General features: G+C 63.6%; 12 protein-coding genes. 9 read left to right on the top strand and 3 right to left on the bottom strand.

Annotated elements, in window-relative coordinates:
- Positions 1 to 2: 2 nt before the first annotated feature.
- The gene (locus tag ACRB8A_RS13235) at positions 3 to 1,223 is read left to right on the top strand and encodes a pyridoxal phosphate-dependent aminotransferase (protein WP_050685843.1); all 1,221 of its coding nucleotides are present in this window, start codon (positions 3 to 5) and stop codon (positions 1,221 to 1,223) included.
- A 51-nt stretch (positions 1,224 to 1,274) separates the two neighbouring features.
- Positions 1,275 to 2,129, top strand: a complete 855-nt coding sequence (locus tag ACRB8A_RS13230) for a polyphosphate kinase 2 family protein (RefSeq protein WP_056597063.1) — start codon at positions 1,275 to 1,277, stop codon at positions 2,127 to 2,129.
- A gap of 18 nt (positions 2,130 to 2,147) precedes the next feature.
- On the opposite strand, the gene ACRB8A_RS13225 is transcribed toward ACRB8A_RS13230, so the two are convergent.
- On the bottom strand, positions 2,148 to 2,369 hold the full coding sequence (locus tag ACRB8A_RS13225; protein WP_050685847.1) for an exodeoxyribonuclease VII small subunit: 222 nt from the start codon (positions 2,367 to 2,369) through the stop codon (positions 2,148 to 2,150).
- A complete protein-coding gene (gene xseA, locus ACRB8A_RS13220; RefSeq protein WP_432244843.1) occupies positions 2,362 to 3,702 on the bottom strand; it encodes an exodeoxyribonuclease VII large subunit in 1,341 nt (446 codons plus the stop codon). The genes ACRB8A_RS13225 and xseA overlap by 8 nt, the downstream gene beginning before the upstream one ends.
- A 163-nt stretch (positions 3,703 to 3,865) precedes the next feature.
- Between xseA and ACRB8A_RS13215 the strand changes: the two genes are divergently transcribed.
- Both ACRB8A_RS13215 and ACRB8A_RS13210 read left to right on the top strand, forming a co-directional pair.
- Positions 3,866 to 4,708 carry a hypothetical protein gene (locus ACRB8A_RS13215; RefSeq protein ID WP_432244842.1) on the top strand — a complete coding sequence of 281 codons (843 nt, stop codon included), beginning with the start codon at positions 3,866 to 3,868 and terminating at the stop codon, positions 4,706 to 4,708.
- 9 nt (positions 4,709 to 4,717) lie between these two features.
- Complete coding sequence (locus tag ACRB8A_RS13210) at positions 4,718 to 5,797, top strand: 4-hydroxy-3-methylbut-2-enyl diphosphate reductase (protein WP_432244841.1); 1,080 nt, start codon at positions 4,718 to 4,720, stop codon at positions 5,795 to 5,797.
- Positions 5,798 to 5,818: 21 nt separating this feature from the next.
- Here the strand turns inward: ACRB8A_RS13210 and ACRB8A_RS13205 are convergent, their stop codons facing one another.
- The gene (locus tag ACRB8A_RS13205) at positions 5,819 to 7,039 is read right to left on the bottom strand and encodes a DNA recombination protein RmuC (RefSeq protein WP_050685855.1); all 1,221 of its coding nucleotides are present in this window, start codon (positions 7,037 to 7,039) and stop codon (positions 5,819 to 5,821) included.
- Between the two features lie 54 nt (positions 7,040 to 7,093).
- Between ACRB8A_RS13205 and ychF the strand changes: the two genes are divergently transcribed.
- From ychF to ACRB8A_RS13180, 5 genes are all read left to right on the top strand, one after another.
- The gene (gene ychF, locus ACRB8A_RS13200) at positions 7,094 to 8,179 is read left to right on the top strand and encodes a redox-regulated ATPase YchF (protein WP_050685970.1); all 1,086 of its coding nucleotides are present in this window, start codon (positions 7,094 to 7,096) and stop codon (positions 8,177 to 8,179) included.
- A 237-nt stretch (positions 8,180 to 8,416) separates the two neighbouring features.
- The gene (locus tag ACRB8A_RS13195) at positions 8,417 to 8,728 is read left to right on the top strand and encodes a hypothetical protein (protein WP_432244840.1); all 312 of its coding nucleotides are present in this window, start codon (positions 8,417 to 8,419) and stop codon (positions 8,726 to 8,728) included.
- A 121-nt stretch (positions 8,729 to 8,849) separates the two neighbouring features.
- A complete protein-coding gene (locus tag ACRB8A_RS13190; RefSeq protein ID WP_432244839.1) occupies positions 8,850 to 9,266 on the top strand; it encodes a hypothetical protein in 417 nt (138 codons plus the stop codon).
- 726 nt (positions 9,267 to 9,992) lie between these two features.
- Positions 9,993 to 10,784, top strand: a complete 792-nt coding sequence (locus tag ACRB8A_RS13185) for a hypothetical protein (protein ID WP_432244838.1) — start codon at positions 9,993 to 9,995, stop codon at positions 10,782 to 10,784.
- A 76-nt stretch (positions 10,785 to 10,860) separates the two neighbouring features.
- Complete coding sequence (locus ACRB8A_RS13180; RefSeq protein WP_050685863.1) at positions 10,861 to 11,520, top strand: SDR family NAD(P)-dependent oxidoreductase; 660 nt, start codon at positions 10,861 to 10,863, stop codon at positions 11,518 to 11,520.
- Positions 11,521 to 11,525 lie beyond the last annotated feature (5 nt).

Raw genomic sequence — 11,525 nt, 5'->3', positions numbered from 1 at the left:
GAATGGCAGAATTCAGGCAGTCCACCAAGCTTCACAACGTGCTCTACGACATCCGTGGACCCATTCTTCAGGCCGCCCAGCAAATGGAAGCGGAGGGTCACCGGATCCTCAAACTGAACATTGGAAACCCGGCACCCTTCGGGTTCGAAGCGCCGGACGCCATCCTGGTGGACATGATCCGCCACCTTCCCCACGCGCAGGGCTACAGCGATTCACGGGGCATCTTTTCCGCCCGCACCGCCGTGTCGCAGTATTACCAGACCCGCGGCATCCAGAACATCCACGTGGACGATATCTACCTGGGCAACGGCGTCAGCGAACTCATCACCATGTCCCTGATGGCGCTGCTGGACGATGCTGACGAAGTCCTGATCCCCACCCCGGACTACCCGCTGTGGACCGCTTCCGTTGCGCTGGCCGGCGGCAAACCCGTCCACTACCTGTGCGATGAGGACTCGGGCTGGCAGCCGGACCTTGAGGACCTGGAAGCCAAGATCACCCCGCGGACCAAGGGCATTGTGGTGATCAACCCAAACAATCCCACCGGCGCCGTCTATCCCGAAGAGACGCTGAAAAAGATCGTGGCGCTGGCGGAAAAGCATGGCCTGGTGCTCTTTGCCGATGAGATCTACGAGAAGATCCTGTATGAGGATGCCGTCCACGTAAACATGGCCAAGCTCACCGGCGACGATGTCCTGTGCCTGACCTTCAGCGGACTGTCCAAGGCGTACCGGGTTTGCGGCTACCGGGCCGGCTGGATGGCCATCTCCGGGCCGAAGAAGGACGCCGCCGATTATCTCGAAGGCATCAGCCTGCTCGCCAACATGCGGCTCTGTGCCAATGTTCCGGCCCAGCACGCCATCCAGACGGCGCTGGGCGGTTACCAGAGCATCAACGACCTCATCCTGCCCGGCGGCCGGCTTTTGGAGCAGCGGAACAAGGCGTACGACATGCTCAACGCCATTCCCGGCGTGAGCACGCAGCAGGCCCGCGGGGCCCTGTACCTGTTCCCCCGGCTGGACCCGGAGGCGTTCCACATCCGGGACGACGAGAAGTTTGTCCTTGACCTGCTGCGGGAGGAGAAAATCCTGGTGTCCCACGGGCGGGCGTTCAACTGGGTGCGCCCCGACCACTTCCGCATGGTCACGCTGCCCAACGTCAAGGACATCGAGGAAGCGATCGGCCGGATGGGGGACTTCCTCAGCAGGTACAAGGGGAACTAGCCTGAGTTCACGGGCTGTTCAGGCCCGTGAACTTCGCCGGAAGGATTCGCCATGACCACTGTGGTCGGCTTCGAACAGGACCCCGCCCAGACCCTGCGGGCGGGGAAAAAATTCTCGCTGGCGGAGGTGGATCCTGACTCCACTCCCGGGTATCCGGGCAACAAGGAAAGCGGCAAGGCGCTGCTGGCCGGCCAGGACGACGATCTGGGCGAACTGCAGGAAAAGCTGTTCGCCGAGTCCCGTTTCGGCGGTGGCCGGCGCGTCCTGTTGATCCTGCAGGCCATGGACACCGCCGGCAAGGGCGGAATTGTCAGCCACGTCATGGCAGCCATGAATCCGCAGGGGGTCCAGTTCAAGGCCTTCAAAGCCCCCACCGAGGAAGAGAAACAGTACGACTTCCTGTGGCGGATCGAAAAGGAGGTTCCCGCGGCCGGCATGGTGGGGGTCTTTGACCGGTCCCACTACGAGGACGTCCTGATCCACCGGGTCCACGGCTGGGCAGCCCCGGAGGAGATCAAGCGGCGGTACGCGGCCATCAACGAATTCGAGTCCCGGCTGGCGGACGCCGGCACCAAAGTGGTCAAGGTGATGCTGCACATCAGTGCTGACGAGCAGAAGAAACGGCTGCTGGCGCGGTTGGACACACCCGAGAAGCACTGGAAATACAGCCGCGGCGACCTGGACGAGCGGGCCTTCTGGCCGGACTACATGGCCGCCTACCAGGCCGCCATCGACGCGACCAGCACGCCCGGCGCACCCTGGCACGTGGTCCCGGCCAACAAAAAATGGTACGCCCGGATCGCCGTGCAGCACCTGCTGCTCGGTGCCCTGACCGGACTTAACCTCGAATGGCCCAAGGCAGAGTTCGATGTGGCGGCCGAGCGGAAACTGGTGGCCAGGTCCTGACCGGCTAAGGGGATGGCCTTAGAGCGGCTGGTCCCGGGCCGCTGCCAGCCGCTTCCGGGCGCCCTCGAGCCATTCCTCGCACCGCTGTGCCAACGCTTCGCCGCGTTCCCAGAGACCCAGGGATTCCTCAAGGCTGGCGCCGCCGGCCTCCAGCCGTGACACCACGGCCACCAGCTGCTCGCGGGCTTCCTCGTAACTCAGCCCGCTGACGTCGGCCCCTGCCATTTGCTGCTCACTCATGTGCTGCTCCTGCTTCCACGTTGTCCTCTTCTGTTTCGACGGTGCCACCGCTGCCGGTGGAGGTGGCGCCAAACCGGCCTTCCGCCACCCGGATGGACAGCGGGGCCCCAGCCGGCGCCTCCGCCGGGTGGCGCACCACTGCGTGTCCGGCGGCCGTACCCGGGACGGCGCCGGCCCTGGCAAGTTCGACGACGGCATAGCCACGGTCCAGGGTCTTCTGCGGCGACAGCGCACGCACCTGGGCCTTGAGGTGCTGGAGTTGGTCTGCGGCGCGGACCACGGAGGAGTTGACGGCGGCCGCTGACCGCCGCAGCAACCGTTCCAACTCTTCCTCCCGGACTGTCACCAGGCCTTCCGGCGCCGCGAGGACAGGCCTGGACCGCAACGCGGTGAGCCGGTCCGTCTCCCGGTCCACCAGCCGGTCCATGCAGCGCCGCAGTTGCTCGCGGGCCTGGCGGACTCCCGCGAGTTCCTCGGAAACATCCGGCACGATGCGCTTGGCGGCGTCCGTGGGGGTGGAAGCCCGGAGGTCTGCCACGTCATCAAGGAGCGGCCGGTCGGCTTCGTGGCCAATGGCGCTGACCACCGGCGTGAGCGCCGCAGCGACGGCCCGTACCAGTTCCTCACTGTTAAACGGCAGCAGGTCCTCCAAGGCACCACCGCCGCGGGCAATCACGATCACATCCACGTCGGGGCGTTCATCGAGTTCACGCAGCGCCCGGATCACTTGCGAAACGGCCGTATTGCCCTGCACCGCCACCTCGCGGATCTCGAATTCGACGGCAGGCCACCTGAGGGCCGCGTTGCGCAGGACGTCTTTCTTGGCATCGGAATCCCGCCCGGTGATCAGGCCGATCCTGTGGGGCAGCAGTGGAAGGGGCTTCTTGCGCGAATCCGCAAACAGGCCCTCAGCGGAGAGGGCCTGGCGAAGCCGCTCGATCCGGGCCAGGAGATCACCCAGGCCCACCGGCCGGATGTCGCGGACCAGCATGTTCAGCCGTCCGGTCTTGATCCAGAACTCCGGCTTCAGGAGGGCCACCACCCGGGAGCCCCGCTCAAGCGGCAGGTCCTGGCGTTCCAGCACCTTGGTCCACACCGACGCCGGCAGGGACACTTCCGCGTTGACGTCCCGCAGCGTCAGGTAGGCGTTGGTGCCGCGCCTGTTCAGCTCGATGACCTGTCCCTCAACCCAGGCGGACGGGGTCCGGTCAATGTGGGCTTTCAGCTTCTGCGACAACAGCTGGAGCGGCCAGGGATTATCAGGGCTGGTTTCCGCGGCCGTGGCAGGCAGGGTGGTAGGCGCGTTGTCCGGCAGGGCTGCCTGCTCAGACATGCGGCTGTCCGTAGGGGGCTGGAACGGGGGACATGGGGTCCTTCATCTCTTGTGCGGCGGTCAACCAACCTTATCCATAACCTCTATCACCGGGGTCTGACAGCGGCCGGTCAGGATCGTTGCCTAGGATGGTTTGACCGCTGTCGACCCTGAAGGACCTGTTGTGCGCACTTTTGTTTCCGCCGTTGCCACGCTGCTGGCCGTGCTGCTGGCTGCCGTGGCCGTCCCGGCCATCTGGCTGGAACGCACCATCGTCCAGGAGGAAGGCTTTGTTGGTTTGGCGGCTCCCCTGGGAACCAACGCCGAATTCCAGCAGCGGCTGGCCGCCGCCGCCGTCGGAACCATCGATACCAGCGCCGTCCCGGGCATTGTGTCCGAACTGGTGAAGCCGGTCCTTGCGGATGCGGCCACGTCGCTGACGTCCCTTCCCGGCTACCCGGCGGCGTGGGAGGAAACCCTGCGCAAAAGCCACCGGCTGAGCTTTGCCGTCTCCGGTCCGGATGCCGGCACCCCGTCAACGCTGACGCTCGATGTGGCGCCGCTGGTGTCCCTTGCCACCGGCGAGGTGTCCCGCGCCATCGGCATCCCGCTGGCGCCACCCGCCGAGACGCTTATCAGCGTGGGCCAGCCGCAGCAGAAGGAACTGACTGAACGGCTGGCTACCTTTGCACCGGTTGCATACCTTTTGGCGATTGGCTCGGCAGTTGCGCTGCTGCTGGCTCTGGTGGCAGCGCGGCGTAAATGGACAGTGCTGGCCGCTGCGGGGGTGGGTGCCTTGCTGCTCGCGGGATTGTGGGCCGTCGGGACCGGGGCTGGATCAGCCATGGCGCTCGGCACGGACACCGGCAACGACCTGGGAAACCTGTTCCGGGACGAATTCGTTCCGGCCGCAGCCGCAAGCTTCCAAAGCTGGGCCGGGGTTACCGCCGTCGTCGGGGGAGTGCTCCTGCTGGCAGGGGTTGTGGCGGGGGTCTCCTCGAGGCGGCGGGCACAGCCAAACCGGTAGCATGGGGAAATGACCTCCACCGCTGTTTCCCTTTCGATGCCAACCATTCCGCGTAGGCGCCGCTCGCCCGAGGAAGTAGCAGCCGCAGCCCCCGTTTCCGGGGCGAAGAGGGTGCTGCTGGCAGCCCCGCGCGGCTACTGCGCCGGCGTGGACCGCGCGGTGATTGCAGTGGAGAAGGCGCTGGAGCATTACGGCCCGCCCGTTTATGTCCGCAAACAGATTGTGCACAATGTCCACGTGGTGAGCTCCCTTGAGGAGAAGGGTGCCATCTTCGTTGACGAAACGGACGAGGTCCCCGAAGGTGCGCTGGTGATCTTCTCAGCCCACGGTGTCTCGCCGGCCGTAGTGGAATCCGCCGAGCAACGCGGTTTGCGCACCATCGACGCCACCTGCCCGCTGGTGACCAAGGTGCACAAAGAAGCCGTCAGGTTCGCCAGAGACGATTTTGACATCCTGCTGATCGGCCACGACGGCCACGAGGAAGTCGAAGGTACGGCCGGGGAAGCACCGGACCACATCCAGATCATTAACGGCCCGCACGAAGTGGACCAGGTAACCGTCAGGGATCCCGAAAAGGTCATCTGGCTCTCCCAGACCACATTGAGCGTGGACGAAACCATGGAAACCGTCCGGCTGCTCAAGGCCCGCTTCCCCACGCTGCAGGATCCGCCCAGCGACGACATCTGCTACGCCACCACCAACCGACAGGTGGCGATCAAAAAGATCTCGCCGCAGGCAGAGCTGGTCATTGTGGTGGGATCCGCCAACTCCTCGAACTCGGTCCGGCTGGTGGAGGTGGCCCTCGAGTACGGCGCCAAGGCCTCCTACCGGGTGGACTTTGCCAACGAAGTCGACGAAGCCTGGTTTGAGGGTGTTGCCACCGTAGGCGTGACCTCAGGGGCGTCGGTCCCGGAAGTCCTGGTCCAGGACGTGCTGCGCCTGCTGGCCGACTATGGCTACGGCAGCGTTGAAGAAGTGGTCACCGCTGAGGAAGACCTGCTGTTCTCGCTGCCCAAGGAACTCCGGGCCACCCTCAAGCAGGCCGGCGACGTGACCCGCGCCCTGGGCGGGCGCAAGGCACGCGACTGACCTCGCCTGCGCTGCCCTGGCTTACGCCGCTTCTTCGTCGCGTTGCAGTTCCGGCGCCGCCACTGCCCGGGGTGTTACCTCGATGGCGGGCGGTGCCGCCAGCCCGGCGGCGTCCAGCGAGTTGAGTTTGCGTGCAGTGGGCAGGACCCGGGCCTCGAGGGTCCCCACCATCGAGTTGTAACGGTCCACTGAGGACTTCAGCGAGGCGCCCAGCTTGGTGACGTTCTCACCGAGCGTCCCCATCCGGTCGTACAGCTGGCTGGCCAGCTCAAACAGCTCGCGGGCACTGTCCGTGAGGACGTCCTGGCGCCACGTGAACGCGACGGATTTCAGGACCGCAAGCAGCGTGCTGGGGGAAGCCAGCACCACGTTGCGGGACAGCGCATGGTCCAGGAGCTCCGGGTCCGCGTTCAGGGCGGCGGCAAGAATCGATTCGGCGGGCAGGAAGCAGATCACCAGTTCCGGTGAATTGCCGGGAATATCCCAGTACTTTTTGTTGCCCAGCGCATCCACGTGCGCCCGGAGCGCTTTGGCGTGCGCCACAAGCAGGGACTGCTGGTTGCGGCGTTCCATGGCGGACGGAAGGCCGGCGGGACGGGTGTCCGCAGTGCCGAGCTCCTGGGCTTCCAGGTAGGAGGACAGCGGCACCTTGGCGTCCACCACAAGCTGCTTCTGGCCGGGCAGCTGGACCACCAGGTCCGGGCGGACGCCGGACTCGCCGCCGGTGCTGTGGAGCTGCTCCACAAAATCAACGTGGCGGAGCATGCCGGAGGCTTCCACCACGCGGCGCAGCTGCACCTCGCCCCATTGGCCGCGTGCACTGTTGGACCGCAATGCCGATTCGAGGGCGTGCGTGGACCGGATCAGCTGTTCATCCGAGAGCCGCGCCTCCTGCAGCTGCTGGGCCAGCTGGCCGTACTGTTCCACCCGGTCCCGCTCCAGCAGCGCCACCTGCTGCTGGACAGCGGTGAGCTTCTCCGCCACCGGCGCCAGGGCGCGGAGCACACTGCCGTCCTGCGACCTGGCCTCGCCGAGCTCCCGGTTCTGTGCCGCCAAAAGCCGCCGCTCGGCGTCGGCCGCTGCGAACCTGGCGCTCACCTCCGAAAGCCGGGACGAGACGGCATCGAAGTCCTCCTCCAGCCCACGGGACTTCTTCCGAAGCGCCAAAAAGACGGCGGCGGCGCCAGCGAAGACGCCCAGCAGCAACGTGAACAAGGCCAGAATCAGGGCAAATGCATCCATGTCTTTACTGTTGCATGGGGCTCCGACAATTTGCGGCAGGTAGAATCTATGCTCGTGGCTCTAACTATTGGCATCGTCGGACTGCCCAACGTCGGCAAATCAACTCTCTTCAACGCGCTCACCCGCAACCAGGTCCTGGCGGCGAACTACCCGTTCGCCACCATCGAACCCAATGTCGGCGTCGTGAACCTGCCTGATCCGCGGCTGCAGAAGCTCGCTGAGATCTTCGGCTCCCAGCGGCTGCTCCCGGCGCCGGTGTCCTTCGTTGACATCGCCGGCATTGTGAAGGGTGCGTCCGAGGGCGAAGGCCTGGGTAACAAGTTCCTGGCCAACATCCGCGAGGCGGAGGCCATCGCCCAGGTGGTCCGCGTGTTCGATGACCCTGACGTCATCCACGTTGACGGCAAGGTGGATCCGCGCTCGGACATGGAAACCATCAACACCGAGCTGATCCTGGCCGACCTCCAGACCATCGAAAACGCCATCCCGCGGATCGAAAAAGAAGTCAAAATCAAAAAGCGGGAAGCCGCTGAGCTCGCTGCCATCAAGGCGGCGCAGGTAGTGCTGGAACGCGGCGACACCGTGTTCTCCTCCATCAAGAGCGACAAGCTGGAGATGGAGCACCTCAGGGAGCTCGGCCTGCTGACGGCCAAGCCCTTCATTTACGTCTTTAACTCTGACGAAGGCATCCTGGGCAGCCCGGAGAAGCAGGACGAACTGCGCGCTATGGTGGCCCCCGCGGACGCCATCTTCCTCGATGCCAAGCTGGAATCCGACCTCGTGGAACTGGACGAGGAGGAAGCCCGCGAAATGCTGGAGATGAACGGCCAGGACGAATCCGGCCTGGACCAGCTGGCCCGCGTCGGCTTCCACACCCTGGGCCTGCAGACCTACCTCACGGCAGGACCGAAGGAATCACGTGCCTGGACCATCCACCAGGGCGACACCGCCCCGCAGGCTGCCGGCGTGATCCACTCCGACTTCCAGCGCGGCTTCATCAAGGCCGAAGTGGTCTCCTTTGACGACCTCGTGGCCGCCGGTTCCATGGCCGAAGCGAAGTCCCGCGGCAAGGTCAGGATTGAAGGCAAGGAATACATCATGGCCGACGGCGACGTGGTGGAGTTCCGCTTCAACGTCTGATCCCAAAGAATTTTGAGACGGCCCCGCATGCTTCCGCATGTGGGGCCGTCTCTGTTGGTGCTGGGCTACCTGCAGCACGTGACCTAGGATCTCCTTCGAGATCGGGATGCGCACTGACCCCTACCTGAACGGTGCCGAACAAACCGGCATCGGGCACAGCTGGGGCCTGGCGAACGTCACCAGCTCCGAGGTCGCCGGAGCCCGGTACGACAAAGTGATCTCCCTCGCCGGGCCGGCATGCTCCCGGACTGGAAACCACAGCCAAATACGGAATATTCGAATCTTTTTTACTATGATCTGCTCGTCCATGGGCAGGGAGTTACCAACCTCATCACGAATAAAGGGATGGTGTGGGATGGCAACAACCCGATTTATCGCGATGAGTTCGAACAGCACTCCTACCGAGGACCTGAGGACGACAAAATGGACGGCGCGATTGACACCGTCGAAGAAGGGAACATCCTCATGAACAACCACAGCCTCATCGCCTCCAACAGCCAGGACAACATGAAAGCGCTTGAAGACATGCTTGGAATTGTGACTAGATGAGGGCGCGGAGCGGTGCCATGACGTTATTGCTGGTGGGTCTGATAGGGCTTGCGGTTGTGGCGGAAACACGAGTTCGACCGAGCCAACTGTGCCAATTGCTGCTCAAACACAGGAGGAACCGATGAAAGCTGAACTGACCTGGCAGGAAGCTAAAGCCCACACACAAGCCATGCAATTAGAGATCGCCGCACTGATCCCAAAAGATGCTGTTATCTTGATTGATCAGAAGAAGAAGGGCGTGCTTCTGTCCTGCAACAAGACCCAACACAACTGGAACGCTTCAACGACGCTCACGGTCGCCGAAGGAACCGAATTAGAGCCCATCGTGGGAGCCATCGAAGCCCATTACCGGGCGAACGGCGCCAAAGTATCTGTCGATAGGAATGTAGATGAAAACTATAGAATCCAAATCGACCCGCCTGCTCCAGGGGAGATTTACATCGTCTCCGAAGGATTGTCCCCAAACGAAATCCGTATCGCATCAGGATCTGCGTGCTTCACCTTGCCCGAGGGCGTCTACCCAGGTGGGGATTTTTAGATCCTCATGAACAACCACAATCTCATCGCCTCCAAAGCGAGGACAACAAGCAAGTACTCAAAGACATGCTTGGCATTGTGGGGCGCGACGCGGTGCAGAGTGGACCGCGCCCTGAAAGCTAGGGACTATACCCACGAAGACATCGCGGCCGTCACCGGCTACAGCTTCCAACGCATCGGCCAAAGCCATAAAAACAACCAGCTGACGCGAGCATGACGAGTCGAGCTGACGGGGCTGCAGGCCGCCCGAGAAAGCGCCGGTTGCAGCGTAGGAAGGTGTTGGAGCGGCGGGTACCTATCGTGTTCGCGGTCATCGTTCTGCTGGTGCTGGGAGTGGGACTGGCCCACAACTACCTGGTTGACCGGCCCAGGGTCGCTGCGGAGGTCACAGCCAAGGTGGAGTCCAGGGACGGAGAGGTTCTTTTTATCGCTCATGCTCCGCGGCGACCGAGAGAGCCCGGTTATGTCGTCGTCGTGTTCGATGGCCAAGAGAGTCGCTGCTCGTTGGACCTTTTGATGCAAAACCCGCCCGTGTTTCAGTGTGATCCCGCCGTGAACGTCAAATGATGGAATGCAGGCGATAACGGAGCTGCGGTACATGTAAAAAGAAAGCCCTGAACCGTCCAGGGGTTGATGCCGCTATCTTCTGTGAGAAAGATAGTGATTATGCCCAAGCAGTTCCGGCCCGAAGTCCGTGACCGTGCAGTGCGCAAAGGATGGCAGCACCGTGGTGATCAAGGGAATCGATGGGAGTGCCCATGAAAAGTATCCGACTGCGGGAGGGGTCATGCTGCTGTCGAAGCTGTCAGGGTCCTTGGACGACATTGGCGAACATCGCTCCGCTGCATGGTTCCGCCAGATAGGGGATGGATTGCAGAAAGGGCTGCATCGGAAGCAAGAATTTGAGGCCTGCCGTAGCATCCTTGGGCCCAAGTTATCCACAGTTGGAAAATACCAACGAACGAAGGTGGGCTTTGGGGCTCAGGATCGTTGTATGGGAATCAGATACTACGCATATGCGTTCGACAGCAATCAGACGGAGAAGGCGCTCGCCGACCCGTTCACGGTGATTGGAGTGGATCCGCTCGCAGACGCGTGGGGTCTGCAACCTGGCTTTCAGCGGGGCGTCACAGATTTCAGGCAATTCCTGCCCGAGCGGGACTTCCTGAACCTCGACAAAGCCTGGCCCCACCTGCAGCGGCTCACTGCTCCACGCTTTTCCGGCGCTACGGCCAGGGCGGCCTACCGGATGTTTGAAGGGCAGGTGACCTACGGTGACGGTGGCCTCTCATGGCGGGCATGGGTGCGGGTACTCCCGCCCCACGACGTCGCATTGATCGCCCGGGACCTGGCGACGGTCAACGAACGCCACATGGAAGCACTCCTGATGGGGACCTACCCGCCCGGTGAGGAGTTGGAATCTGAGGTGGCCTACGCGACCGCGTACCTGAACAAAGCGAAAGACTTTGTCCGTGCTGCGGCCTCAGACGGGCGCGGATTCGCCTACACGATCCGGTGACGCCGCCGTTCGACGGAGCCTAAGTGCAGTTCCGGCTTATCGTCCTTTCCCGCCGCGCGTGACCTAGGCTCAAGCAATGACGGATCTTGAGGGTGCGGTTGTTTTGGTGGTTGGAGCCACTGGCGGGCTCGGTTCGAGGATAGCCGCCGGGCTGGAAGGTGGCGGGGCCGTCGTTGCCAGGTCATCGAGGACCGGCGGGGATGATCTGCGGGTACCTGGCACGATCCGGAGGGTGCTCGACGCCACGCTCGCCGAGCACGGACGCCTGGATGGGCTGGTCATCGCGTCGGGGGTGGTTGCCTTTGGCGCCGCATCGGAGATTTCCGCGGCAACGGTGGACGAACTCTTCGCGGTGAACGTGACCAGTGCGATCCAGCTCATTGCCTCGAGCCAGCCGCACCTTGCGGATTCGGCGCGTGCGGGCCGGGAGCCTTTTGTTCTAACCCTGAGTGGCGTGGTTGCTGAGTCACCTGTAGCCGGCCTGGCCGCATATTCCGCGTCGAAGGCGGCTCTCGGCGCCTTCGTTGTCGCGGCGGCGCGCGAGTATCGCCGGGCAGGCATCCGGATCGTGGATGCCAGGCCAGGCCACACCGGCACAGCCCTGTCCGAACACCCGATCGCCGGGTCGGCGCCAGGGTTTGGAGCGGCACTGGATCCGGACTTCGTGGCAGGACGGATCATCACAGCTATCGTCGACGGCGAGAAGGATCTGCCCAGCGCCGCGTTCTATTCCTAGCGGGG

This window comes from Arthrobacter sp. G.S.26, from assembly GCF_050847375.1.
GTDB lineage: Bacteria > Actinomycetota > Actinomycetes > Actinomycetales > Micrococcaceae > Arthrobacter.
Note: the sequence above shows the minus strand (reverse complement) of the source record. Positions and strands in the feature narration are given on the sequence as shown.